The 24,833-nt window shown below is 61.3% G+C and carries 28 protein-coding genes, 2 tRNA genes and 1 pseudogene; 19 read left to right on the top strand and 12 right to left on the bottom strand.

The window, feature by feature from the left end:
- Positions 1-12 precede the first annotated feature (12 nt).
- The 5 genes from NKI50_RS01845 to NKI50_RS01865 all read left to right on the top strand — a co-directional run bounded on the left by NKI50_RS01845 (position 13) and on the right by NKI50_RS01865 (position 3,924).
- On the top strand, positions 13-1,170 hold the full coding sequence (locus NKI50_RS01845) for a hypothetical protein (RefSeq protein ID WP_352715196.1): 1,158 nt from the start codon (positions 13-15) through the stop codon (positions 1,168-1,170).
- Positions 1,167-1,547 (top strand): hypothetical protein, encoded by a 381-nt coding sequence (locus tag NKI50_RS01850; RefSeq protein ID WP_352715198.1) that lies wholly within the window; start codon positions 1,167-1,169, stop codon positions 1,545-1,547. Before NKI50_RS01845 ends, NKI50_RS01850 begins: the two co-directional genes overlap by 4 nt.
- Positions 1,548-2,166: 619 nt before the next feature.
- Entirely contained in the window at positions 2,167-2,328 is a 162-nt protein-coding gene (locus NKI50_RS01855) for a hypothetical protein (protein ID WP_352643767.1), read from the top strand.
- A 372-nt stretch (positions 2,329-2,700) separates the two neighbouring features.
- Positions 2,701-3,078: a hypothetical protein gene (locus NKI50_RS01860; RefSeq protein ID WP_352715201.1), complete on the top strand. Its 378-nt coding sequence runs from the start codon at positions 2,701-2,703 to the stop codon at positions 3,076-3,078.
- A gap of 390 nt (positions 3,079-3,468) precedes the next feature.
- Positions 3,469-3,924 carry a YybH family protein gene (locus NKI50_RS01865; RefSeq protein ID WP_352715204.1) on the top strand — a complete coding sequence of 152 codons (456 nt, stop codon included), beginning with the start codon at positions 3,469-3,471 and terminating at the stop codon, positions 3,922-3,924.
- 108 nt (positions 3,925-4,032) lie between these two features.
- On the opposite strand, the gene NKI50_RS01870 is transcribed toward NKI50_RS01865, so the two are convergent.
- The 3 genes and pseudogenes from NKI50_RS01870 to NKI50_RS01880 form a co-directional block, all read right to left on the bottom strand.
- Positions 4,033-4,278, bottom strand: a complete 246-nt coding sequence (locus NKI50_RS01870; RefSeq protein WP_352715207.1) for a hypothetical protein — start codon at positions 4,276-4,278, stop codon at positions 4,033-4,035.
- A gap of 83 nt (positions 4,279-4,361) precedes the next feature.
- The gene (locus tag NKI50_RS01875; RefSeq protein WP_352715210.1) at positions 4,362-4,505 is read right to left on the bottom strand and encodes a hypothetical protein; all 144 of its coding nucleotides are present in this window, start codon (positions 4,503-4,505) and stop codon (positions 4,362-4,364) included.
- Positions 4,505-4,732: pseudogene (locus NKI50_RS01880) on the bottom strand (helix-turn-helix domain-containing protein); the annotation flags it as partial. The gene NKI50_RS01875 and the pseudogene NKI50_RS01880, both read right to left, overlap by 1 nt.
- Before the next feature lie 93 nt (positions 4,733-4,825).
- Between NKI50_RS01880 and NKI50_RS01885 the strand changes: the two are divergent.
- From NKI50_RS01885 to NKI50_RS01895, 3 genes are read left to right on the top strand one after another with little or no spacing between them, the layout of a single operon-like run.
- Positions 4,826-5,611, top strand: coding sequence for a hypothetical protein (locus tag NKI50_RS01885; RefSeq protein ID WP_352715213.1), 786 nt, complete (start codon positions 4,826-4,828; stop codon positions 5,609-5,611).
- A gap of 2 nt (positions 5,612-5,613) precedes the next feature.
- Positions 5,614-5,847, top strand: coding sequence for a hypothetical protein (locus tag NKI50_RS01890; RefSeq protein WP_352715216.1), 234 nt, complete (start codon positions 5,614-5,616; stop codon positions 5,845-5,847).
- Positions 5,844-6,095 carry a hypothetical protein gene (locus NKI50_RS01895; protein ID WP_352715219.1) on the top strand — a complete coding sequence of 84 codons (252 nt, stop codon included), beginning with the start codon at positions 5,844-5,846 and terminating at the stop codon, positions 6,093-6,095. The genes NKI50_RS01890 and NKI50_RS01895 overlap by 4 nt, the downstream gene beginning before the upstream one ends.
- A 73-nt stretch (positions 6,096-6,168) precedes the next feature.
- Here NKI50_RS01895 and NKI50_RS01900 read toward each other — a convergent pair whose 3' ends face one another.
- From NKI50_RS01900 to NKI50_RS01915, 4 genes are all read right to left on the bottom strand, one after another.
- Positions 6,169-6,567, bottom strand: a complete 399-nt coding sequence (locus tag NKI50_RS01900; RefSeq protein WP_352715221.1) for a hypothetical protein — start codon at positions 6,565-6,567, stop codon at positions 6,169-6,171.
- 19 nt (positions 6,568-6,586) lie between these two features.
- Positions 6,587-6,838: a hypothetical protein gene (locus NKI50_RS01905; RefSeq protein WP_352715224.1), complete on the bottom strand. Its 252-nt coding sequence runs from the start codon at positions 6,836-6,838 to the stop codon at positions 6,587-6,589.
- A 78-nt stretch (positions 6,839-6,916) separates the two neighbouring features.
- Positions 6,917-7,345, bottom strand: a complete 429-nt coding sequence (locus tag NKI50_RS01910) for a hypothetical protein (RefSeq protein ID WP_352715227.1) — start codon at positions 7,343-7,345, stop codon at positions 6,917-6,919.
- Positions 7,346-7,426: 81 nt separating this feature from the next.
- Positions 7,427-7,501: transfer RNA gene (locus NKI50_RS01915), tRNA-Asn, on the bottom strand.
- Positions 7,502-7,721: 220 nt separating this feature from the next.
- Between NKI50_RS01915 and NKI50_RS01920 the strand changes: the two genes are divergently transcribed.
- Positions 7,722-7,982 carry a hypothetical protein gene (locus NKI50_RS01920; protein ID WP_023676401.1) on the top strand — a complete coding sequence of 87 codons (261 nt, stop codon included), beginning with the start codon at positions 7,722-7,724 and terminating at the stop codon, positions 7,980-7,982.
- Between the two features lie 75 nt (positions 7,983-8,057).
- Here NKI50_RS01920 and NKI50_RS01925 read toward each other — a convergent pair whose 3' ends face one another.
- A complete protein-coding gene (locus NKI50_RS01925) occupies positions 8,058-8,258 on the bottom strand; it encodes a hypothetical protein (RefSeq protein ID WP_352643778.1) in 201 nt (66 codons plus the stop codon).
- Between the two features lie 215 nt (positions 8,259-8,473).
- On the opposite strand from NKI50_RS01925, the gene NKI50_RS01930 reads away from it, so the two are divergent.
- From NKI50_RS01930 to NKI50_RS01965, 8 genes are all read left to right on the top strand, one after another.
- Positions 8,474-8,547: transfer RNA gene (locus NKI50_RS01930), tRNA-Cys, on the top strand.
- A gap of 89 nt (positions 8,548-8,636) precedes the next feature.
- Positions 8,637-9,305 carry a protein-L-isoaspartate O-methyltransferase family protein gene (locus tag NKI50_RS01935; RefSeq protein ID WP_352715230.1) on the top strand — a complete coding sequence of 223 codons (669 nt, stop codon included), beginning with the start codon at positions 8,637-8,639 and terminating at the stop codon, positions 9,303-9,305.
- A gap of 186 nt (positions 9,306-9,491) precedes the next feature.
- A complete protein-coding gene (locus NKI50_RS01940; protein WP_023720047.1) occupies positions 9,492-10,883 on the top strand; it encodes a TolC family outer membrane protein in 1,392 nt (463 codons plus the stop codon).
- Between the two features lie 198 nt (positions 10,884-11,081).
- Positions 11,082-11,966 (top strand): PopZ family protein, encoded by an 885-nt coding sequence (locus tag NKI50_RS01945; RefSeq protein WP_352640576.1) that lies wholly within the window; start codon positions 11,082-11,084, stop codon positions 11,964-11,966.
- Positions 11,967-12,500: 534 nt separating this feature from the next.
- Positions 12,501-15,284: a valine--tRNA ligase gene (locus NKI50_RS01950; protein ID WP_352640577.1), complete on the top strand. Its 2,784-nt coding sequence runs from the start codon at positions 12,501-12,503 to the stop codon at positions 15,282-15,284.
- Positions 15,285-15,687: 403 nt separating this feature from the next.
- Positions 15,688-16,908 (top strand): OmpP1/FadL family transporter, encoded by a 1,221-nt coding sequence (locus NKI50_RS01955; protein ID WP_352482115.1) that lies wholly within the window; start codon positions 15,688-15,690, stop codon positions 16,906-16,908.
- 279 nt (positions 16,909-17,187) lie between these two features.
- The gene (gene ilvD, locus NKI50_RS01960) at positions 17,188-18,912 is read left to right on the top strand and encodes a dihydroxy-acid dehydratase (protein WP_352640578.1); all 1,725 of its coding nucleotides are present in this window, start codon (positions 17,188-17,190) and stop codon (positions 18,910-18,912) included.
- On the top strand, positions 18,899-19,735 hold the full coding sequence (locus NKI50_RS01965; RefSeq protein ID WP_023678939.1) for a tetratricopeptide repeat protein: 837 nt from the start codon (positions 18,899-18,901) through the stop codon (positions 19,733-19,735). Before ilvD ends, NKI50_RS01965 begins: the two co-directional genes overlap by 14 nt.
- A gap of 24 nt (positions 19,736-19,759) precedes the next feature.
- Here NKI50_RS01965 and NKI50_RS01970 read toward each other — a convergent pair whose 3' ends face one another.
- From NKI50_RS01970 to erpA, 4 genes are all read right to left on the bottom strand, one after another.
- On the bottom strand, positions 19,760-20,074 hold the full coding sequence (locus NKI50_RS01970; protein ID WP_023720051.1) for a hypothetical protein: 315 nt from the start codon (positions 20,072-20,074) through the stop codon (positions 19,760-19,762).
- Between the two features lie 77 nt (positions 20,075-20,151).
- On the bottom strand, positions 20,152-20,946 hold the full coding sequence (gene xth / locus NKI50_RS01975; RefSeq protein WP_023720052.1) for an exodeoxyribonuclease III: 795 nt from the start codon (positions 20,944-20,946) through the stop codon (positions 20,152-20,154).
- Positions 20,947-20,976: 30 nt separating this feature from the next.
- Positions 20,977-21,366 (bottom strand): VOC family protein, encoded by a 390-nt coding sequence (locus NKI50_RS01980; protein WP_352495391.1) that lies wholly within the window; start codon positions 21,364-21,366, stop codon positions 20,977-20,979.
- Positions 21,367-21,368: 2 nt separating this feature from the next.
- A complete protein-coding gene (gene erpA, locus NKI50_RS01985; RefSeq protein ID WP_352467016.1) occupies positions 21,369-21,716 on the bottom strand; it encodes an iron-sulfur cluster insertion protein ErpA in 348 nt (115 codons plus the stop codon).
- 73 nt (positions 21,717-21,789) lie between these two features.
- On the opposite strand from erpA, the gene NKI50_RS01990 reads away from it, so the two are divergent.
- A complete protein-coding gene (locus NKI50_RS01990) occupies positions 21,790-23,004 on the top strand; it encodes a deoxyguanosinetriphosphate triphosphohydrolase (protein WP_352495390.1) in 1,215 nt (404 codons plus the stop codon).
- 61 nt (positions 23,005-23,065) lie between these two features.
- On the top strand, positions 23,066-24,823 hold the full coding sequence (gene argS / locus NKI50_RS01995; protein WP_352495389.1) for an arginine--tRNA ligase: 1,758 nt from the start codon (positions 23,066-23,068) through the stop codon (positions 24,821-24,823).
- Positions 24,824-24,833: the final 10 nt, after the last annotated feature.

Raw genomic sequence — 24,833 nt, forward strand, 5'->3', positions numbered from 1 at the left:
GAGCCCGTTTTCATGGCCCGTCCCGCGACTGCCGCTGTCCGTCTTCTGACCGGCGAGAGAGAGCCTGTCCGCCTCGCCACGACCGGCCCGATCGGGGTCGAAGCCGGCCGCTTGCTGACGATCGATGGCGTGCTGACTGAGGTTGGCGACCGCATCTTGGTCAAGGACCAGGACGATGGCACGCAAAACGGCATTTACACGGCGAGCGAAGGCGAATGGTTCCGCGCCGCCGACGCCCGCACCGCACGCACCTTGCAGAAGGGAACGACGGTTCGCACCCAGCTCGGGGCGGTCAATGCCGACCGGATGTTCATATTTACGTCTGATGAGCCGGTGATTGGCACTGACGACATTGTCGTGACCTTCGATGCGTCGGATCATTCCAGCTTCGCCACGCTGACCGACACGCAGACCCTCACCAACAAGACGCTGACCAGCCCGACGATCAATGGCGGTACGATCGCAACCGCCACGCTGACCCTGAAGCAGTCGGCAGCCCCAACCCCGACCGCAGAAGGCGATATCCAGTGGGACACAGACGACGATCGTCTAGTTGTTGGTGACAGCGCTTCCCAGGCGGTATTTTCGAAGAACCCGGCGACGACGGTCGACAATACCGTTCCGCGCTTTGACGGCACGAAGGGCGCCACGCAGACCTCAGGCGTTACGATCAGCGATGCCGACCTTGTGACAGCGGCCGGGGGCTTTTATGTCGGCTCGGCTCGTGTCGGCGGCGCCCCCGAAGCGGTGATGGAAGATCAGAAATCCTCCGGGACGGATGGGGGAGCTTTCACTTCCGGTGCCTGGCGCGCGCGCGACCTGAATACTGAGGTGCGCGACGCGTCCGCGCTTGTCTCCATTGCGGCAAACCAGTTCACGCCGACTGTGGCCGGCTGGGTCGAGTGGTCCGCTCCAGCAAGCAACGTGGGCATTCACCAATCACGCCTTTACAACGTCACTGACAGCACGGTGGCTGGGACCGGGACGGTTGAACGTTGCCCCGGCTCCGCTGACACGTCGACCCGATCGTTTGGCGGGGCCGCTGTTGTTGCTGGGAAAGCCTACCGCATCGAACACCAATGCGCGACCACTCAAGCCGCCGGGTTCGGATTGGCTGGCAGCTATGGGACTGAGGTCTACACCCGCGTCAATTTCTGGAGGACGACATGAAACGCGCCCGCATCATTGATGGCGTGGTGGATTCGATTTCGTACGATCTGCCCTATTTCGAAGGCGGCCCAGAGCCGGGATGGACAGAGGTTCCCGACGATGTTTTCGCCGGCTTTTCATTCGATGGTGAGAATTTCACCGGCCCAGAGCCAACGCCGCCACGTCGTCAGACAGTTCTGAAATCGGTCGTGCAGGCGAGGATAATCGACGCCGGCATGATGGCTTCCGCCTACACCGCCTTGACACAAAACCCGGTCTATTTCGCCCGCTGGTTTGCTCCCGATCGACCCGAGGTCTACTGCGACGACCCTGACGCCATCCTGCTAGTCACGGCTCTTGGCCTCGACCCTGACGCGATTCTCGCGGCTATCGTTTGAAAGAAGCTAAAAATCCGGCAACGTCACCGTGCCGATTCGATTTTCCACGGCGAGCCTTAGCCGAGGTAGGCCAGATAAAGATTCCTAGCGAGGTGCTGTTCCTCAAGCGGAACATTAGTACATCCTAATGATTGTCTGTGTGAGCAGCGGGCATGCACCGTTGCCGCTGTAGATCGGAGCCCCAAACCCGATCGGGCCCGCGCTCTCCGCCAGAGGCGCGGGCTTTTCAGTTGACAGCCCGTAAGGCCGTGGCCCGAAGAGCGGGACGACTCCAAACAAGGCGTTACCCGGTTTTCACAGTGGATCATTCCTCTACGGCTAGGGCTAGCATTGGCGTTTTTAGTGACGCGCTTGGGAACAAGGGCCAGATAGCGAAGTTAGCAGCGTAAAAAGTTTTCTCCTATGGCTGACGAACACGATAGCGCGCCGAACAACGTTGAAATCGTCGTTCTACGCTTGGTCAAAGAGACCGGCATTACCGAAGAACAGGCCCGAGAGCTTATCTTCTTCCTCGGGCTCAATTGGGCATCGCTCGTACGAGAGGCTCGCTTTCTGACCAGAAAACGCTAGCCGGGTTTGACACCAGACCCAACACCTACAGCAAGGCAAGGGACGGGCGATGACAGATAAGCCAGCGAAAACCTACATCGTGAGCATTTACGAGAAGCCTCATTGGCGCACCGTGCTAACCACGAAGGATAAAGCCAAGGCGGAGGCTATGCTGAAACAGATCGGCAAGACCGGCCAGATCGAGGAAATCATCCCGCAAGTGATGCGGTAGACGACGGCGGTGGCGTTCTAATCGATCCGTCTTACGCGCCCCTTGTCGAGCCGGAACACTCCGTCGTTTCCGCCTTGATTCTCAAAGTCGGTCAGCAGGTCGTCCCATATTCCGAGGAATTCCCCGCAGTCGTCGCAAACGATCCGAGTTTCCGGTTGGGCGCCATCCGGAATTCTCAGCCTTATCGTGAGGCAGTAAGGGCATTCGAGACGATGGTTGAGATACACTTGGGTCATCAGTAGAGAATGCACGCTGCAATGCGCGTTTTGCAAGATGGTCCACACACATATGGATTAGCGCAGCCTCACGCGTGGCCCGTCTTAAGTTCGCACGTGGCAGGCTTCGCCATGCCCTCGCTGCAGGATCTTTGGGATGAGAGTTAGCGACCAGTGGCAAGGGATCAGCATTCAGGAATATAATCCTCCCGTTGCGGCGCGCCCTTCAACGGAGATCGCCATGCCTCGAAAGACCCTCGCCGACACTCTGGCCGCCCGCGAAACCATCTACGTCAATTGTGCGCACCCGATGTGCTGCAAATCGACGAAGCTCGACATCCAGGCGTTGATTGACAGGCTCGGCCGTGACCACGGCTCGATGCATGACGACCTGGTCGGGCTCTTTGTCTGCTCAAATTGCAAGGCTGCCGGTCGTGACCGCCGGCAGGTGTTCTTCACATGCATTCCTGACTACGAAGGCCAGCAGCGGGCGCGCAATCGCGGTTGGAAGCCAACCTTCGAACGAGGGGGCTGAAGGTGGCCGGCGCCGCTTGGGGGGGGCGGGGTAGATTGCCTGCAGGGCGCCGGCCGGGCGGGTTGGGGCCCGCCGCCGTTGACACTACGGAGCTTGGGGAATTCGAGTAATTCCGTGATCGCGGAATTTTCCCTATGCACTGCCGTCCGTCTCACCATCACAGCGCTGGCACAAAGCGCCCGCCAGGACGCGAGGGGCGCTTCCCGGCTGTAGGACAGCGGCCGACCGCGCCGCGCGTGCTGGCGAGGCTCTATACGCGTCCGCTCCCTGCGCTTGCGCCATCATATCAGATAAGCCTAATGTAAATCATGAACCGGCCATTGAGCGGGCGCGCCGCCCTCGGGTTGGGCGCTATTCAGTTGATTGTCGATCACGCAAAGGGAGGACGAGATGAGACCGGTTAAGTCATTTGCATTTGCTGCTGTGCTGCTTCTTTCGTCTGCATTGTCTGCGGCCGCCCAGTCGGCTCGCGAGGACATCGAAGCGGCGCTGCCGAAATTCACGGAGGCCTTCAACAGCGGAAACGCGGCGGCAGTGGGTCAATTGTATACCGAGGACGCTGCCTTGCTGCCGCCCGACGGCAAGCGCATTGATGGCCGCAAGGGCGTGGAAGAATTCTGGCAGGGCGCGATCAAAGGCGGGATGAAGAATCTCACCCTGAAGGCGCTGGAAGTGGAAGAGAGCGCGAACCTCGCTTACGAAGTTGGTGCATTTACGCTCGATGTGCCGAGCAAAGGCGGCGCCCTCTCCACCATTGCGGGCAAGTACATCGTCGTCTGGAAAAAGGGCGACGACGGGACATGGCGCCTGCATCGGGACATCTGGAATTTAGGTGCGGCCCAATAGGGTTGGTTTCCAGGCCCTCATCGACTGCCTTGGCGATCACAACGGCTGCATGCTTGGGATCTGATGCTCTATAGCCCAGCCCTGTCGAGAGGTTGTCATTGCGCATCTTTATGGCAGCTTAGGAATGATGCTAATCTTCCCTTGTTCCTGCAATTTTCGGAGCAACTGGTAGCGCTCCTGAAACATCTTCTCGACGTCGGAATGGGTATGAACAATGGTGACCCCGCATTGAGGGCAGCCGAAGATCAAATTCCCTCTGAGCCACTTCCCTGTTTTCGAGAATTCGTCGCCGTTCTTGCACTTGATCGCGAAATTCTGCGAATCCATATCTTCGGCCAACTGCAATTTTGCCACGTAACTTCCTCTCCAGCACCTCGCAGGGTTCTAAGGATGCGCAAATTTGCGCACCCACGCAAGCTCGCCCCCGCAAGGCGTGCTTAAGGCTTAGCGGCTTCCCCGACGTAGTGTTCGAGCAGACCCTTGAAATCTTGGCTCCTTTGCTCGTCACTCTGGACATAAATCAGCAAAAGCAGCCCAGCCCCGCAAAGCAGGGCACCAACAATTTTCAGCGCATCGATCATTTCTTGAGCCTCACACCGGCGCCGCCGCCATTCTCCGGGATGAACTCGACGCCGGCCGCTTCGAGGGCTGTCTGAAGATCGAGCAATGTGCGGTCATATGGCGCCCGCTTCCCAGCTTCGAAATTTGCAATTGTCGCCTTCGCCACCTTCGAAGCCATCGCCAGTTGATCTTGCGACCATCCGATAAGCGCTCGGCCGGCCCGGCATTGAGCAGACGAAATTCCCATTTTAACTAAACCTTGCATTAAAGATGTTGACTTCATTAATCGGTTCAGCCTTATACCATTAGTGTAATGTTATCGCAAACGGAGGAATATCCAATGCCGAACACCACTGTTCGGGCAGCCGCCGAAGGCATGCCCGATGTAAGCCGCCGCCGCCTTCTGCTTGGCCTCGCGGCTGCGTCAACTGCCGCCGCTGCCCTCACCGTGGCACCGCCCGCGCACTCTGCCACACAGGCAGAAAATCCGGACTTGATCCGTCTCGGTGATGCGTTGCCGCTTATCGAAGCTGAGTACGTCAAGGCTCACATACGTGAGCGCGCCGTTCTGGCTGAATGGTCGCCTCGTTGGCCACTCGCTCCAGCCTGCCTCATCGATGAAGGCGACGAAGTAGACCGCAAACTATCGGGCTGGGCATTTGAGGCGACTAACTGTTACGGCGAAGTTCGTTCACAAAAAATCGCGAGCGTCCTTAGTCTGGGCTTCGGTATTGAGTTGGCGCGACATGTCCTCAAGGGCAAGGCCATCGACAAGCGCAAGATCCGGGGGCTCGACCGGCGGGGATGGGAAGGCAGTCTTGCTCAATCCCTGAAACTTCGGAAAACGGCAGCGGCGCTCGAAACTAATCGCGCTCGCATCAAAAAGGCCTCTGGTCTTGCTTCGGCCAAAGCTGAAACCAAGGCGGCATTCGATCGTTTCGCCGAAACCGTCAAGGAAACCATGGGCCATGAATGCGCCACCATGGACGGCATGGTCATCAAGGCATTGGCGCTCGACGCGTGGTCGAGGCATGCCGACAGGTACGACGTGTTTTTGACGCAGGGCGCCAGCACGTGGGGGCAGCAACTCGCCGCCTCGGTGCTTCGTTTGGCAGGGGAGGCATGACGATGGCCGACGCCAAGGAAAAGACGACCTTCCACGACCTCGAGCCGCTGATCTGCGATGCCGATAATATGATGGACGTTCTCGTCAACATGTTGGATCAGACCGGCCTTACATCCAACGACGAGGTGCTTACTAACCGGGATCGGGAGCTGATTTCCTTCATGGTCAACGTTGCAGTTGATATGACAAAGAAGGTGAGGACGGCTTATTATGCCATTGAAGGAAAGGCATCATGACCGCACCTTCGGACGACCTCAACGACCTGCAATCCGATATCGGGAACCTGCACCATCTGCTTGAAGTCCTCTATGATCAAAGCACGGAACAGGAGTTCGAGCGCGACGGTAAAAGAAACGTCTTGGCTGACCAACTATGCGCGCTGGCGATGATCGCCCGCGACCTCGCCGAACGCATGAACGAAGCGGCGTCCGCCTGTCTTAGCAAAGCGCTCGCCGACAGCAGGGCGATGAAAACGGAGGCATGAGCCCTTCGCGACTGGAGAATGCCAAAGCCCGCTGCCTCACGGTGGCGGGCTTTTTATTTCTGAGAATGACAAATCAAAAGCAGGCCTTGGCCCCCTCGATCGTGTCGACGCGATCGATACAGTCCGACACTCGCCGCGCCTCGGCCTTTTCGGTCTCCACCTCTTTGTAGGCCGAGTTCAGAAGATTGAACTTGTCGACGAGCTCATTGTATTTTCTGAGCTGGGTATCATAGGCGTCGACGGCGACATCGAACTTCGACTTGCACACAAACCCCTTGTAGTCGCAGGTGTAGGAATCGAAGCAGATCGATTCCTTGGAAACGCATGTGGCGCTGCTCTTGCAGACGACGGCGCCGTAATCCAGGCAGGCCGGCTCACCAAATGAGCAAGAGAAGGATTGGCCGGCTAGGCTAGGCAAGACCCAAAAGAACGATGCACAGAGCGCACCCGTGGCGCTGACAAGCCGGCGCATGTGACCCCCTCGTCTTGCCCTAAAAAATAGACCCCAGGCCGCGGCCGATCGCAAACAGGATCGCTGACGTAAGAACTTGCGTCGCATAGGTCATAGCGGTGTACTGGACGACCCCGACGCGCTGAAACATCCCAATCGTCGAGGTCGATCGCATCCAAAAATAAACGAGCGTTCCGAGGACGGCTAAGCCCAGTACCGCGTACCAACTCAATCCGGAAAACCCGGTCCAGACGATCGCAATCGCCAGCACCAACGCTGCAAGTTCTGCCATTCTGCTACCCCCCAGCCGCACCGACGTCGCGTCGACCCTATCAATAGTGGCATGAAGGCGCAGGATTGCAAGGAGTGCTCATGCTTCGGGGGAATAGTCCTCAGGTCGAAGCAGCATGGGGGAGGAAAACCAAAGTTCCTTAAATTCGTTCATAGGGCCGGTCCAAGGTTCCCATTTGTCCATTGCTCGCAGAATCGACAATCCGGTCTCGAAGGCGACTAACGCTCTCGTTTCTGGCGGCCTTCTGTGTTTAAGCCAATCGCGCGTCTCATTGAGACGAGTGATCCACTCCTTGCTTTCTTGTATCGGACGGTTCGGATTGTCGCGGAGGATTGACCAAAGGCCCTCCGGTTTGTCTGGCGCCATGCCCTCGGCCGCACCGGCCAACGTTACCGCCGCGGCAAACTGCCCAGCATGGAACGCAGCGATCGCAGCTTCGATCTGTTGAACCGCTGCTTCTTGCTTTGTCACGGTGAAGACTCGGTAAAACGGCCGCTTCTCTCTCATGATGTAGCCCTAGATGTAGCCCTAATGGCAAACTGCCTGAATTCGAGCAGTTTCGGTTTTCGGCTAAGTTCTTGAAATTATTGGCTCCCCGGGCCGGATTCGAACCAGCGACCAACCGGTTAACAGCCGGTTGCTCTACCACTGAGCTACCGGGGAACAGAGGCTCTCATGTGAGTGGGGCAGCCTATAGCAAACCCGTTTCGGCTTTGCAAAGAAGCATTTCGCATTTTTTCGGTGCTTTTTGGCGCAGGGCTTTCTGGCAATGGCCGGCGAGCGCCCTCATATGAGCTGTCTCTCGCCTGTCGGGGAACGGAAAAGGCCGTTGCGGCTTTCTCCGGCTGATGGTGCTACTGATGCAAACGGATCGACATTTCACATGACGGCAATGAGCGACGAACAGCCACCGGCCCGGAAAATCTCGGTCTTCGGCCGCCAGTTCACCATGCCGCGCTCGCGCGGCCTCAGGATTGCGATCGGCGTCGTGCTGATCATCGGCGGCATTCTCGGCTTCCTGCCGATCCTTGGGTTCTGGATGGTGCCGATCGGATTGCTGGTGCTCTCCTACGAATTCGCATTGGTGCGCCGTCACCGGCGCCGTTTCGTCGTCTGGTGGGAGCGGCGGCGGCGGCCGGACTGAGATTGCCCTGCTGACGCGCCGCTAGCCGGAAAATGCCGGAGGACGGCGTGCTCCGCCTATGCATTAGCTTCTGCATTACCGAGGTTGGTCGAAGCAGCTTTCCAGGCGTTCGCAAAGCTCCTTGAGGACGGCGGTGGCCGATGCCAGCCGCGCACGGTCGCGCGGTGGCAGGCTGTTTGCGCCTTCTATGCTGAGGCGGTCGATGGCATAGCGCACAAGCTCTGCAGACTGCGACAATCCGCGCGGTGTGCCGTCTTCCGTAGCTGCTCGACGCATGGCGGACCCTCCTATCTGCCCAACGTGGCCGCCGGTATCGGGTTCCTCTCGCCGAGAATCGTGCTTAACGATAAGCTAATATGTTATTGCTAGCATGGTATTGCGTTGATAAGCAGTGCCTCGATGTCGGAAGAACCGGTGGGAATGCATGGTGGCCGCTTGACGGCATTTTCGCCGCAACCTATTGGAGCCGGGTGGAACGCCGGGAGCAATGAGGCCTCGTGGCGGAGTGGTTACGCAGAGGACTGCAAATCCTTGCACCCCGGTTCGATTCCGGGCGAGGCCTCCAATGCCCGAGCTCCCGCGCGTCAGCGCCAGGGGGCTTCAGTTCCGGTCGAAACAGCCGCGGCCTCTGCGCGGCAAGCGGATGGTTGGAACATGAGCGCTGATTTTGCCGAACGCCGGGTGAAGATGGTCGACGGCCAGATCCGCACCACCGACGTGACCAGCGCGCCGTTGCTCGAGGCGATGCTTGTCGTGCCGCGCGAGGCCTTTGTCGGCGCCGGCCAGCGCGATCTCGCCTATATCGATGAGGACATCCGTATTGCCGATACGGCCGATGGCCCGCGCTATCTGATGGAACCGTCGCCATTGGCCAAGCTGATGCAGCTGGCCGATATCGGCCCAAGCGCTTCGGCACTCGATGTTGGCTGCGGCACCGGCTACGCGGCGGCGATCCTGTCGCGGCTGGCAAGGTCCGTGGTCGCGCTGGAAAGCGATCCGGCGCTGGCCGAAACCGCCACTTCGACGCTTGCCGCGCTGGGTTGCGGCAATGTCACGGTGGTCCAGGGGCCGCTGCCGCAAGGCCATGTTGCCAAGGCGCCTTACGACGTGATCCTGTTCGGCGGCAGCGGCGGGGAGGTGCCGGCGGCGCTGTTCGACCAGCTTGCCGAAGGCGGCCGACTCGTCGCCGTGGAGGGGCAGGGCAATTCGGGCGTAGCCCGGCTTTTTTTTAAGACTGGAGGGGTTGTAACGGGAAGACGCGCATTTAATGCGGCAATTAAGCCACTACCTGGATTTGAACGCATTCCCGCCTTCGAATTCTGAGTGATTTTGCCTTGCAGCGAAGGCGTTGTCATGATCGCTTGCGTTTGAACAATCGTTGCTGATCTGCATAACCGGGTGTTTCTTGGGGGCTTTCAGCGGGGGAACGATAAAAAACGCGGCGCCGGCTGATCAGAGGAGAAGCCAGCGTGGCGCAGTTCCCGTGCAAAACGAATGAGGGAATATAACGTGCCGTCTGTACGCAAGTTGCTTTTTACCGCTGTCCTCGTTTCGGCGACCGCGCTTTCTCCAATGGTCGCCTCGGCCGAAACGATCATCGGGGCCCTTTCAAAGGCCTACCAAAACAATTCCTCGCTCAATTCGACACGCGCCGGCGTCCGCGTCACCGACGAGGGCGTTGCAATCGCCAAGTCCGGCTGGCGCCCGACCATCACCGGTTCCGCGGACATCGACTACACCAGCACCCACGTCAATGGTACCAGTCGAACCGCGCGCATAACTACCGGCAACTTTGGCGTCCAGATCAATCAAACCCTGTTCGACGGCTTTCAGACCAGGAACAATGTCGCGGCCGCTGAAGCGCGGGTCAGCGCCTCGGTCGAGAGCCTGCGCAACACCGAAGAAAACACCCTGTTCAACGCGGCAAGTGCCTATATGGACGTCATCCGCGACCGCCAGATCGCGGTGCTGACCGAACAGAATCTGCAATTCCTGACCGAGCAGGCGCGTGCGGCGCGTTCGCGCTTCGAGGTCGGCGAAGGCACGCGCACCGACGTCGCGCAAGCCGATGCTTCGCGCGCCTCCGCGGTGGCGCAGTTGAGCGCCGCCCGCGCGACGGCGCTGGCAAGTGCTGCGACCTATCGCCAGATCGTCGGCGACGAGCCGGGCAGGCTCAGGCCGGCTTCGCCGCTGTCAAAGCTGTTGCCGTCGAGTCTCGATGCAGCGATTGCGATCGCATCGGCCGAACATCCGGCCATCCTCGCCACCGAGCATCTGGTCGACGCGGCGGCGTTTTCGGTTAAATCGGCCGAAGGCGCGCTGCTGCCGCAGCTTTCGGCTAGCGCCGGCGTTTCCGGCGACTATCGCAACACGGTTCCGGGCGTCCTTGGGGCATCGCAGGATGGTACAAGGACGTCGGCGAACATCGGCGCGACACTGACCGTGCCGATCTATTCCGGCGGACGGACCTCGGCGACCGTGCGCCAGAACAAGGAATCGCTCAGCCAGGCGCGGATCGAAGTCGACGTGAGTCGCGACCAGGTGCGCCAGGCCGTGACATCGGCATGGACGCAATATACCGCCGCGCAGCAAAGCGTCACGGCCAACCGGCAGGTGGTCGCCGCCGCGCAGCTTGCCTTGAACGGCGTCATCGAGGAGCGCAATGTCGGCCAGCGTACCACGCTCGACGTTCTCAATGCGCAGGCGACCGTCATCACTGCCAAGATCAATCTTGCCAGTGCCGAACGCGACGTGGTGGTGGCAAGCTATGCCATCCTCTCTGCGGTTGGCCATTTGTCGGCAGACCGCCTTGCGCTCAATGTGACGAAGTACAGGCCGGAAGAGCATTACAACGCCGTCAAAGACAAGTGGATCGGCCTGCGCACGCCGGACGGCCGCTGATCGCCAGGCCGTGTTTTCAGCCCGCGCTCGAACGACGCGCGGGCTTCCACTCCCGACCCTAATCTGTTGAAATCCGAGATGTCGCCAGATTGGGGATTCTCGCAGGGCGTTCCGTCGGTTACGCTGTCGCCATGATTCGAATCCGGCATTGCCGGACAGGAAATCTGAGAACGAGTCACAAGGGCGGCGGATGTGACGATGGCGACGGCAAGCAGCGTACAGCGCGAACCTTCCATGGAAGAGATACTGGCTTCCATCAGAAGGATCATCGAGGACAGCGATACCGGCCGCAAGCAGCCGGGCGACGCGGACGAGCTGCGCCAGGATCTGCAACCGGCGCCGGCAGCCGGGCGGGCAGCGGAGGGCGATGCGTTCCGTTCCGAACTGCGCGGCGGACTGGAGATCGCCAAGCCGGCCACGCGGGCCGAGGTGCAGCCATCATCCGCGCCCGTCTATGCGCATACGGAAGTGCGTCCCGGCCCGGCAAAAGCGCCGGTCACTCTGGCTGAGGTGAACACCGCTCCCGAACCACCCGCAAAGCCGGATCGGCCTGCGACGGCCAAGGCTGCCGAGACGACGGACACCATCATTGCCGATTGGCGGCGCGAGATCGCAGCGGTCGGCGACGCGATGGCCAAGCCGGACCGGGCCGAGCCACCCCGGACGCCGGACGCCGGGCCAAAAGCCGAGGTTTTCGAAGACGAGGCGACTGCTGGACCTGCGCCGGAGCCTTCTGAAAATGGGCCGCAGTCTTCGGAAAGCGGCCTGGAACCTTCGAAAATCGGCCCGGGACCTTCGAAAATCGGCCCGGGACCTTCGAAAATGGGATTGGCGAGTTCGGCGGCCAGCGAGGCGCCGTACTCTCGGCCGGCGATCCTTTCGGAACATACGGGGCGGCAGGTTGCCGCCGCCTTCGGCGAGCTTTCAGACGCATTTGCCAGCCGCAGCAAGAAGACCTTCGACGAGATGGCCGAGGAGATGCTGCGGCCGATGCTGCAGGACTGGCTGGACAACAACCTGCCGACGCTGGTCGAGCGGCTGGTGCGCGAGGAAATCGAGCGCGTCGCGCGCGGCGCGCAGTAAGTTCAGAAACCAGGACCAAAGGCTGTCTCCAGGCGGCGTCTTTATTGAGTTTGGACGCCACCCCTCCGGTGTCGAAATCGCCGCTGCCCCTCATCCGCCTGCCGACAGGCGCCATCGGCGAAGCATCCAATCTTCCCCCTTGCGGGGGAGATGCCCGGCAGGGCAGAGGGGGGTGCTGTCCCTCCGGCCTCTCAACGATCGCAGCTACGCCTGCAGGCAATTGAATTTCCGAGATTGGGGAAGACAGACGTCGAAGGTGGCGATCCTTCCCACCCCCCTCTGTCCTGCCGGACATCTCCCCCGCAAGAAGGGAGATCGGATGACGCTTTGGCTTTCGCCAACCACCAGTGCTGCAAGGCAGGGCAATGAGGGGCAGCGCAAACCTGAAGCGATTGCCTTGCAACGTCACTTCCGCGAGTTGCACCTAACCATCCCGGCGCTATCTATCGGCCATGCCGCCCTTGCGGTTGACTTGGCAACAACCTTCCGATTTACACCGGACCACAAATTCCGGACAGCGCGGACCGTTTTCCCATGCTCGAAAAGACCTACGACGCCAAAGCCGTCGAGCCGAAGATTGCCAGGATTTGGGAAGAGGCCGACGCGTTTCGGGCCGGTGCCGGCGCCGGGGAGGGGGCTGAAGCCTTCACCATCGTCATCCCGCCGCCGAACGTCACCGGCTCGTTGCATATGGGCCATGCGCTCAACAACACGCTGCAGGACATTCTGGTGCGCTTCGAGCGCATGCGCGGCAAGAACGTCTTGTGGCAGCCGGGCATGGATCATGCCGGCATCGCCACGCAGATGGTGGTCGAGCGCCAGCTGATGGAAAAGCAGATCCATCGCCGCGACCTGACGCGCGATGAGTTCATCGACAAGGTGTGGGAGTGGAAGGCCGAGTCCGGTGGCGCCATCCTCAACCAGCTGAAGCGGCTCGGGGCCTCGGCCGACTGGAGCCGCGAGCGCTTCACCATGGACGAGGGCCTGTCGAAGGCAGTGCTCGAAGTGTTCGTGACGCTCTACAAGGAAGGGCTGATCTACAAGGACAAGCGCCTTGTGAACTGGGACCCGAAGCTGTTGACCGCCATCTCGGATCTCGAGGTCGAGCAGCAGGAGGTCAACGGCAACCTCTGGCACTTCCGCTATCCGATCGAAGGCATGACCTTCGATCCGGAAAATCCGAAGACCTTCATCACCGTTGCGACGACCCGCCCCGAGACGATGCTGGGCGATACGGCTGTCGCAGTCCACCCCGACGACGAGCGTTTCCGGCATCTCGTCGGCAAGAACCTCATCCTGCCGATCGTCGGCCGCAAGATCCCGGTGGTGGCGGACGAGTATTCCGATCCCGAAAAAGGCAGCGGTGCGGTCAAGATCACACCGGCGCATGACTTCAACGATTTCGAGGTCGGCAAGCGCCACCGGCTGCCGGCGGTCAACATCCTCACCGTCAATGCGGCGGTGAGCCTCAAGGACAATGAGGACTTTCTGGCCGGGCTGGAAGTGACGCCGGAGCGCCAGGCCGTCTGGGACGGCCTCGATGGCCTGGACCGTTTCGATGCGCGCAAGAAGATCGTCGAGCTGATGGAGGCGGGCGGCTTTCTCGAAAAGGTCGAGCCGCATCGCCATGCGGTGCCGCACGGCGACCGCGGCGGCGTGCCGATCGAGCCGTTTCTGACCGACCAGTGGTATGTCAATGCGGCGGAACTGGCCAAGCCGGCGATCGCCTCGGTGCGCGAGAGCCGTACCAATTTCGTGCCCAAAAACTGGGAAAAGACCTATTTCGACTGGATGGAGAACATCCAGCCCTGGTGCATTTCGCGCCAGCTCTGGTGGGGCCACCAGATCCCTGCCTGGTACGGGCCGGACGGGCATGTCTTTGTCGAAAAGACCGAGGAAGAAGCGCTCGGTGCCGCCGTCGAATATTATCTGGCGCTGGAAGGGCCGTGGAAGGCCTGGGTCGAGGACAAACTCGAGAATTTCCAGCCTGGCGAGATCCTGACCCGCGACGAGGACGTGCTCGACACATGGTTCTCGTCGGCGCTGTGGCCGTTCTCGACGCTCGGCTGGCCGGACCAGACGCCGGAGCTGAAGACCTATTACCCGACCGACGTGCTGGTCACCGGTTTCGACATCATCTTCTTCTGGGTCGCCCGCATGATGATGATGGGCCTGCATTTCATGGACCAGGAGCCGTTTCATACCGTTTATGTGCATGCGCTGGTTCGCGACAAGAATGGACAGAAGATGTCGAAGTCGAAAGGCAACGTCATCGATCCGCTCGACCTCATCGACGAATATGGCGCCGATGCGCTGCGCTTCACCTTGACGGTGATGGCAGCGCAAGGGCGCGACGTTAAGCTCGATCCGGCCCGCATTGCCGGCTATCGCAATTTCGGCACCAAGCTGTGGAACGCGACGCGCTTCGCCGAGATGAACGAAGTGGCGCGCGACGACGATTTCTGGCTGCAGGACGCCAAGCTGGCGGTCAACCGCTGGATCCTGACGGAGCTGACGCGAGCCGCGCGCGACATAACCGACGGCATCACCTCGTACCGCTTCAACGAGGCGGCGGGTGCTGCCTACCGGTTCGTCTGGAACCAGTTCTGCGACTGGTACCTGGAACTGCTGAAGCCGGTGTTCATGGGCACCGACGAGGCCGCCAAGGCCGAGAGCAGGGCATGCGTCGCCTTCGTGCTGGACGAGATCTACAAGCTGCTGCATCCGATGATGCCGTTCATGACCGAGGAACTGTGGGCCGAAACCGCCGGCGAAGGCAGGCAACGGCCGTCGCTGCTTTGTCATGCGGCTTGGCCGTCGCCCGACTTCGAGGACGAGGAGGCCGCCGCCGATATCAACTGGCTGGTCGATCTCGTCTCCGGCATCCGCTCGGTGCGTTCGGAAATGAACGTGCCGCCGGCAGCGATCGCGCCCCTGATGGTGATCGGTGCCAATGAAACGACCCACCAAAGGCTTGAGCGCCAGGCATCGGCCATCAAGCGGCTGGCGCGGGTCGGCGACATCTCGCTGGTCGATGCGGCGCCCAAGGGCTCCGCCCAGATCGTCGTCAACGAGGCGACCATCTGCCTGCCGCTCGGCAGCCTGATCGACGTTACAGCCGAGGCAGCGCGCCTGCAGAAGGAACTTGCCAAGGTGACCGAGGAAATTGCGCGGCTTTACAAGAAGCTGTCCAACGAGAAATTCGTCGCCAACGCACCGGACGAGGTGGTGGAGGCCGAGCGCGAAAAACTCGCCGAATATCGCGAGGCGCAAGAGAAGCTTTCGGTGGCATTGACGCGGGTGCGCGATGCCGGCTGATCGAACAAATTGGGCCGGCTGATAGAGCAAATTGGGCCGGCTGATCGAGCAGATTCGCCGGGTCACGAATCTGCTTTCCAGATGGGCTTCCTGCCACGAAAACAGGCATTCCGCAGCGTAAATCTTGAGGCAAACTGAATGTTTTTGCCCCATTGTTGCCATAATGTAACAATGGGTGGCTGCGCACGCGAAATGCCCAGTTTTGTCGTGATTTTAGGCGATTTTCCCGATTTTTCTCATTGATTTGTACCGAGCCAGCCATTTTCCCGCCTTGTCGAGAAGGCCGACACCTTGTCGGAAATGCGTTCGGCCAGGGTGTACATGTACGCACGGCGAATTCGTTGTTGCGCCATTAACCTGAATTGGTTCTAGCTTGATGGAATGACATTCGGGGAGGAGATTCATGTGTTATTCGCGTCTGAAAGCGCTGCTGGGCGCAGCGGCCTTTTCGCTGGCTTTGGTCGGGACGGCGCACTCCGGAGGCTTTGACCGGGGCGGCGTCAACATCGACCAGCTGTTCGACGCGGCGCCATATTCGTTCGATGCAGGCGTCACCTATGTTTCGCCCCAACGCACGCTCAAAAATGTGCAGCGTCTGGACGGCTCGGGGCTGTCGACGTCGGCGGTGGATGTTGGTGGCGACTATGCGGTGCCGCATGTCGGCATCAAGGCCAACATCTTTGAGCCCGTAGACTGTCTTGCCACCTATACCAGACCGTATGGTGCGGACGCAAATTTCGGCATGAACAACGCCTATTCGCCGACAGCGGTCAAATACTCCGTCGACACAGACGATTTCGGTCTCACCTGCTCTTACAAGGTGAACGTCGGCAAGGGCGCCATACGATTCATTGGCGGTGTCTCCTACCAGCAGGTCGACGCGTTTCTGTCCCGCCAGACACTGCTCGCCTTCGGCAATACCGGCCTCGGCGTCTTCAAGCTGTCCGACGAGGCATGGGGTTGGCGTGCGGGCGCAGCCTATGAGATCCCCGAGATCGCTCTGCGCGCCAGCCTGATGTACTCTTCCAGCTATAAATATGACGGGCTGTCGGGAACGGTCGACACGACCGGCTTCAGGGGCGCCTTTCCAGCGGATCTGGTTCCTGGCTCTACCGGCGTGTACCCAGTCTCGGCGTCGGCCGAGATACCTCAGGCTCTGGAATTCAAGCTGCAGAGCGGTATAGCTCCTGGCTGGCTGGCCTTTGGTTCCATCCGCTGGCAGGAGTGGAGCAAGCTTGGCGTCATTGCCATCAATGGCGTGCGCAGTCCGGTAACCGGTGCTCCCTCGCCCGTTTCATTCGACCTGCTTTATCGCGACGGCTGGACGATCACGGGCGGTATCGGTCACAAGTTCACCGACCAATTGTCGGGCGTGGTTTCGCTGACCTGGGATCGCGGCACCTCGACGACCTCCGGCTATCAGTCGGATACCTGGGCCGTGGCCAGCGGCGTCTCCTATTCGCCGAACGACCAGGTCGAGGTCAGGCTCGGCGGCTCGATCGGTGTGCTGACGAGCGGGTCATCGACTTTCAGCGGTGTCGGCGACGTGGCAAATGCCGTCACCTATACCTACGGCAACGACCTACTTCTCGCCGGTTCGGCTTCCGTCAAGATCAAGTTCTAACTACAAATTTTTAAACGACAAAACGGCCGGGCACTGCCCGGTCGTTTTGTTGGGTGCGTCGTTCGGCATCCGGCCAGCGCAGCAACCGGCGCACGTGATGTTCGCTGCTGTAATTGTGACGTTTTGGCAACAGTTTCTGAACAACCCTCGCGCCACCCGGCCGCCTGGGAACATTGCCCATTTCCCGCCATAAACCCGGCGCACCTCGAACTTGTCTCGGGACACGCGCCAAAAGGCTAGGCGAAGAGACAGGCCGCACCGCCCGCGGCAAGGACGAGTATGGACGCCAGAGCGATCTCCAAGGCCAAGCTGCCAAGCCGTCACGTGACCGTTGGTCCCGAGCGGGCGCCGCATCGCTCCTACCTCTATGCGATGGGGCTGTCGGCGGCCGAGATCGCGCAGCCGCTGGTTGGTGTCGCCACCTGCTGGAACGAGGCCGCACCTTGCAACATCTCACTGATGCGCCAGGCGCAAGTGGTCAAGAAGGGCGTGGCGGCCGCCAAAGGCACGCCGCGCGAATTCTGCACCATCACCGTCACCGACGGCATCGCCATGGGCCACCAGGGCATGAAGTCGTCGCTGGTGTCACGCGAGGTCATCGCCGATTCAGTCGAGCTTACCATGCGCGGCCATTGCTACGATGCGCTGGTCGGCCTGGCCGGTTGCGACAAGTCGCTGCCCGGCATGATGATGGCTATGGTGCGCCTCAACGTGCCGTCCATCTTCATCTATGGCGGCTCGATCCTGCCCGGCAGCTACCGTGGCCGGCAGATCACCGTGCAGGACGTATTCGAGGCGGTTGGCCAGCATTCGGTCGGCACCATCGGCGACGCCGAACTGCTAGAAATCGAGCAAGCCGCGTGTCCGTCGGCCGGCTCCTGCGGCGCCCAGTTCACCGCCAACACCATGGCCACCGTCGCTGAGGCGATCGGCCTGGCGCTGCCCTATTCCTGCGGCGCGCCGGCACCCTACGAGATGCGCGACCGCTTCAATTTCGCTTCCGGCGAAAAGATCATGGAGTTGATCGCAAGGAACATCCGCCCTCGCGACATCGTTACTATGAAAGCGTTGGAAAATGCCGCGACCGTGGTCTCGGCCACCGGCGGCTCGACCAACGCGGCGCTGCATCTGCCGGCGATCGCGCACGAAGCCGGGATAAAGTTCGACCTTTTCGACGTGGCCAGGATATTCGAAAAGACACCCTACATCGCCGACCTCAAGCCGGGCGGCAAATACGTCGCCAAGGACATGTTCGAGGCCGGCGGCATTCCGCTCTTGATGAAGACGCTGCTCGACCATGGCTATCTTCATGGCGATTGCCGGACGGTGACCGGCCGCACTTTGGCCGAAAATATGGAACATGTTTCCTGGAATGACAGCCAGGATGTGGTCCGTCCCGCCAACAAGCCGATTACCCAGACCGGCGGGGTCGTGGGCTTGAAGGGTAACCTTGCCCCCGAAGGCGCGATCGTGAAGGTCGCAGGCATGGCGGAACTCAAATTCTCGGGTCCGGCGCGCTGCTTCGATTCGGAAGAGGAATGTTTCGACGCGGTTACGCGCCGTAACTATAGCGAAGGCGAGGTTCTCGTCATCCGTTACGAGGGTCCGCGCGGCGGCCCGGGCATGCGCGAAATGCTGTCGACGACGGCGGCTCTCTACGGCCAGGGCATGGGCGGCAAGGTGGCGCTCATCACCGACGGGCGTTTTTCTGGCGCGACGCGCGGTTTCTGCATCGGCCATGTCGGGCCGGAAGCGGCCGTCGGTGGCCCGATCGGGCTTCTGAAAGACGGCGACTTGATCTCGATCGATGCGGTGAACGGCACGATCGAGGTTGCATTGTCCAAAGCCGAACTGGCGGCGAGGGCAAAAGCATGGAAGGCGCGCACGACCGACTATCAGTCGGGCGCGATCTGGAAATACGCACAGACGGTCGGATCTGCCCGCGACGGCGCGGTCACCCATCCGGGCGGTGCCAAAGAAACACACTGCTATGCGGACATCTGAGTTGTTGAGGTCGTCTGTCCTTTCGGCACTGGTTGCGCTCGCCACGTTTGGCGCGACCTTAGGCGCCGTCGGCCAGGCCATGGCCTTCGACGACAAGGTGTTCGACGACAAGACCGGCGTGAAGCCGCAGTCGAGCCCGTGGGCGGTGTTCCAGTTCGGCTTTTCCGCTTACAAGAACGGCCATAAGGAGCAGGCCGCGGAAGCCTACAAATATGCCGCCGAGAACGGCCAGATCGGCGCCACCTGGAAGCTTGCGCGCATGTATGCCGAAGGCGATGGCGTGGCGCGAGACGACTACGCGGCGTTCAAGTTCTTCAGCGAGATCGTCGACCAGGACGTCGAGCCCGGTTCGCCCGAGGAAAGCTATGTTTCGGACGCGCTGGTGGCGCTTGGCGACTATCTGAGGAAAGGCATTCCCGGCAGCCCCGTCGAGGAGAACGAGGTGGCGGCCCAGGAATATTACATGCGTGCCGCCGCCAACTACCGCAATCCGAACGCCCAGTTCGAGATGGGCCAGATGTTCCTCAAGGGCGAGGGCGGCGTCAAGGCCAGCGTCAAGCAGGCCGGACGCTGGTTCCAGCTGGCGGCCGAAAAGGGCCATGCGGGCGCGCAGGCGACGCTCGGCAACCTGCTTTTCCAAAGCGGCAAGATCGTCCGCGGGCTGGCGATGATGACCGCGGCACTCGAACGAGCCTCACCCGCCGACCAGCCATGGATCCGCGGCATGCAGGAAGAAGCGTTTGCCGCCGCCGGCGAAGCCGACCGTCGCACCGCGATTTCGCTGGCCGACGACATCCTGACCAAGGGTGGCGGCGACCAGTAGGCCGGCGGGATTTGTCGATTTAAATCAGTTCTCGGTCGGTTTCGCCGGCACGCCGCCGGGCGCCGGTGTTGATATCGGCGTGCCTTGCAGATGCGGGGCCAGTGTGTTCTCCGGGCAGCCGTCCCGCTGCTTTGTCCAGGACGTGTTGTTGAGCACCATCTCGCAGCGGGCGAGGTGGCTTTGTCCGGCAAGTGTCAGGCAGGCCATTTGACCGATCTGGAACGATTTGCCATTGGCAAGGCATAGCGGAGCGGCAACGGCCGGCATCGCGCCAAAAGCGAGCGCCGCGGCACACGTGCAAAGTGCAAGTCGGATAGTCATGGGAACCCCAGCCACCATGATGATTTCTCATCAAGCGCGCGATTTGTGGCGATAAGAGGTCAACTTCTCAATGTGCCGCCGGACAGCAGCTCCGATCAGGCCGGCCGCAGCGCCAGATCGATCGCCACCGGCACATGGTCGGAGGGTTTTTCCCAGGCGCGCACCTGTTTTTCGATCGAAGCCGAGGAAAACCAATTGGCGGCTTCGGGCGACAGAAGCAGGTGGTCGATGCGGATGCCGTTGTTCTTCTGCCAGGCGCCGGCCTGATAGTCCCAGAACGTAAAGACGTCGGGGGCGTCGGTGACGGCACGCACGGCTTCGGTGAAGCCGAGATTCTTCAGCCGCCGGAACGCCTGCCGCGTTGCGGGCTGGAACAGCGCGTCGCTTAGCCAGTTTTCCGGATATTTCGCATCGGCCGGCTCAGGAATGACATTGTAGTCGCCGGCCAGGACCAGCGGCTCTTCCAGTGCAAGCCGCTCCTCGGCCCAGCGCTCCAGCCGCGTCATCCAGGAAAGCTTGTAGGAGAACTTCTTCTCGTCGTCGATTGGGTTGCCGTTCGGCAGATAGATAGAGGCAACCCGCAAGGCGCCCTTGTCGGTCGAGAACACGCCTTCGATGAAACGCGCCTGCTCGTCGGCATCGTCGCCCGGCAAGCCGCGATTGACCTCGTCGAAACGCAGCTTCGACAGGATGGCGACGCCGTTGAAGCCTTTTTGGCCGTAGGTCTCGACATTGTAGCCGAGCGCCTCGATCTCGGCGCGAGGAAATTGCTCGTCGACCGTCTTGATCTCCTGCAGGCAGGCGATGTCGGGCGCGCTTTCCGTCAGCCAATGGGTCAAATTGCCGATGCGGGCGCGGACGCCGTTGATGTTCCAGGTGACGATTTTCATGACGTCCTCGATAGGCTGGTGGTCCGGAGACTAGCGATCCGGCGGGTGACGTTCGACAAGGCCGATCGTATTGCCTGCCGGGTCCTTTAGGAAGGCCATCCACTCGCTTTCCCCCGCCTGGCCGAACAGGCCTTCGGTGTCGCGATGGACGAGCGCCGGCGGCGCGGTGAAGGGAACACCGGCGGCCCTTGCCGAAGCGTGGAACTCTTCGAGGTCCGATATGTCGAGATAGACGGTGCCGGCCGGCAGGCCGTCGGTGAAAAGCAGGCGCACGTCACCTGCCATGATGAAGGCGATGCCTGGAGGATCGAAACGCGCATGCAGACTCATGCCGAGCACCTCGCGCCAGAAGGCCAGCGTTGCGTCGAGATCGCGTCCGGCGGAAAGCGCGATCTGACGGACCGCGCCGATGTCGGGCATTTCTAGATCGAGAAGCTGGTGCCGCAGCCGCAGGAGGCGACCGCATTGGGGTTCCTGATCTGGAACGACTGGCCCATCAGATCGTCGACAAAATCGATCACCGAGCCGCCCATATAGACCAGCGACAGGTCGTCGATCAGCACGGTTGCGCCGTCCTTCTCGATGGCGACGTCGTCATCATTGCGCCTATCGACCAGATCGAACTTGTAGGAGAAGCCGGAACAGCCGCCGCCCTCGACCGAGACGCGCAGGGCCGTCTTGCCGGCTTCGCTCGCCACGATCTTGGCGATCCGCTTGGCGGCGGCGTCGGTCATCTCGACTTTCATGGCGGTCTTGGCATCAGCGCCCATGGGCGTCACCTTGCTTTCGGTTTCGTATGATAGGTATGAAGCGCGACGGGGCAAGTCAACTGCGGCATACGCTATGACCAACGAGTTGGGCGACATCGGATTCGGCTATCGGCCGCGCGCGGCCTATGCCAGCGACCCGGCGAAGTCGCGCGGCCGGCTGTTCGACGAGGTGGAAAGCCCGACGCGCACGCCGTTCCAGCGCGACCGCGACCGCATCATCCATTCGACGGCGTTCCGCCGGCTGAAGCACAAGACGCAAGTGTTCGTCGCACACGAAGGCGACCATTACCGCACAAGGCTGACGCATTCGATCGAGGTGGCGCAAATTGCACGCGCTCTGGCGCGGGCACTGCGCGGCGACGAGGACCTGGCCGAGGCGGTGGCCCTGGTGCACGACTTCGGCCACACACCCTTCGGCCATACCGGCGAGGACGCGCTGAACGAGAAGATGGCCGCCTGGGGCGGCTTCGACCACAATGCGCAATCGCTGCGCGTGGTGACGCGGCTGGAGCGGCGCTATGCCGAGTTCGATGGGCTGAACCTCACCTGGGAAACGCTGGAGGGGCTGGTCAAGCACAATGGCCCACTGACCGATGCCAAGGGCAAAGGGCTGAAGGGGCCGGTGCCGCAGGCGATCCGCGACTATTCCGAACTGCACGACCTCGAGCTCGACCGCTTCGCCGGTATCGAGGCGCAGTGCGCGGCGATTGCCGACGACATCGCCTACAACACCCATGACATCGACGACGGGCTGAGGGCAGGGCTGCTGACGCTGGACATGCTGGAGGACCTCTCGCTGCCGGGGTCGATCCTCAAGGGGGTGCGTGAGCGCTATCCGGCGCTCGATGACGTACGCACCGGCCACGAGCTGATGCGCCGGCAGATCACTATCATGGTCGAGGACGTGATCGTCTCGACGACGGCCAATCTGGCGCGCATCAAGCCCGACAGCGCCGAGGCGGTAAGGGCGGCCGGCGAGACGATGGTGAGCTTCTCCGCCGAGACGGCCGTATCGGAAAAGGAGCTGAAGGCCTTTCTCTACAAGCATCTCTATCGGCACGCGGAGGTCATGCGGGTGCGCGCCGACGCCGACCAGATCGTCAGGGACCTGTTCGACGTCTATTTCGCCGATCCGCGCGCCATGCCGGATGGCTGGCGCGAAGGGCTCGATCGGGCGGAGGATCGCGTCAAGGCGCGCAGTGTTGCCGATTTCCTGGCTGGCATGACGGACACTTATGCACTCAAGGAACACAGGCGTTTGTTTGACCATACGCCGGATTTGAGCTAGGGCGGGCGCGATTTTGCCGGCCAACGAGCCGGATCCCTGCAAAACCGTCAGAGCCATAGCAATGAACATCTTCGCCGATTTCAACGCGCGAATCATAAAGGCCGTCGAAGCGCTTGATTTGAAAGACAAGGATGGCGTGCCGCCGGATCTGTCGCGCATCGCCGTCGAGCCGCCGCGCGATGCCAGCCATGGCGATCTCGCCACCAACGCTGCCATGGTGTTGGCCAAGCCGACCGGCCAGAACCCGCGCGCGCTGGCCGAAAGGCTGGCCGAGGCGCTGCGCGCCGACGAGGATATCGCGGCCGCCGAGATCGCCGGCCCGGGCTTCGTCAATCTCAAGCTCAAGGACGACTTCTGGCAGGCACATCTGACGGCGCTGCTCGGCGAGGGCCGCAATTACGGCCGCTCGACAGTCGGCGGCGGCAAGAAAACCAATGTCGAGTATGTCTCGGCCAACCCGACCGGGCCGATGCATGTCGGCCATTGCCGGGGTGCCGTGGTCGGCGACGCGCTCGCCAACCTGATGGCCTTCGCCGGTTACGACGTGACCAAGGAATATGTCATCAACGATGCCGGTTCGCAGATCGACGTGCTCGGACGCTCGGTCATCCTGCGCTACCGCGAGGCGCTTGGCGATGAGATCGGCGAGATTCCGGCCGGGCTTTATCCAGGCGACTATCTGATCCCCGTTGGTCAGGCGTTGGCCAGCGAATTCGGCCGCTCCCTACTGCAGATGCCGGACGAGGAGGCACTTGCCATCGTCAAGGACAGGACGATCGACGCGATGATGGCGATGATCCGCGAGGATCTGGCGCTGCTCAACGTGCATCACGACGTCTTCTTTTCCGAGCGGACGCTGCATGCCAACAATGCGAAGAAGATCCGCTCGGCGATCAGCGACCTGACGCTGAAGGGCCACATCTACAAGGGCAAGCTGCCGCCGCCCAAGGGCGAGAAGCCGGACGAGTGGGAGGACCGCGAGCAGACGCTGTTCCGCTCGACCGCGGTCGGCGACGACATGGACCGGGCGCTGGTCAAGTCGGACGGTACCTTCACCTATTTCGCTGCCGATGTCGCTTACCTCAAGGACAAGGTCGATCGCGGCTTCGTTGACCTGATCTATGTGCTTGGCGCCGATCATGGCGGCTATGTGAAACGGCTGGAAGCGCTTGCCCGGGCGATTGCCGGCGACGAGGTCAAGCTTACCGTGCTGCTTTGCCAGCTGGTGAGGCTGTTTCGCGCCGGTGAGCCGGTGCGCATGTCGAAGCGGTCGGGCGAGTTCGTGACCTTGCGTGAAGTGGTCGAGGAGGTCGGCCGCGACCCGATCCGCTTCATGATGCTCTACCGCAAGAACGACGCGCCGCTCGATTTCGACTTCGCCAAGGTGACCGAGCAGTCGAAGGACAATCCCGTGTTCTACGTGCAGTATGCCTCGGCGCGCTGCCATTCGGTGTTCCGGCAGGCAAGCGAGCAATTGGGCGAGGCCATGTTCGACCGCAACCAGCTGGCCGCCGAAGTGGCTTTGCTGACCGACGAGGGTGAGATCGGCCTGATCAGAAAGCTTGCCGAATATCCGCGGCTGATCGAAGCCGCGGCGCTCGCGCTTGAGCCCCACCGGCTGGCATTCTACCTCTACGAACTCGCTTCCAGCTTCCACGGACACTGGAACCGCGGCACCGATAATCCTGACTTACGTTTTGTTAAGGTTAACGACCGACAATTGACGCATGCCAGACTAGGGCTGGTGCAGGCTGTTTCGGACGTTTTGACGTCCGGCCTGACGCTGATCGGAGCCAATGCGCCCACCGAAATGCGTTAGGTTTGAGTAA

Source organism: Mesorhizobium sp. M0563, from assembly GCF_040321065.1.
Classification (GTDB): domain Bacteria; phylum Pseudomonadota; class Alphaproteobacteria; order Rhizobiales; family Rhizobiaceae; genus Mesorhizobium.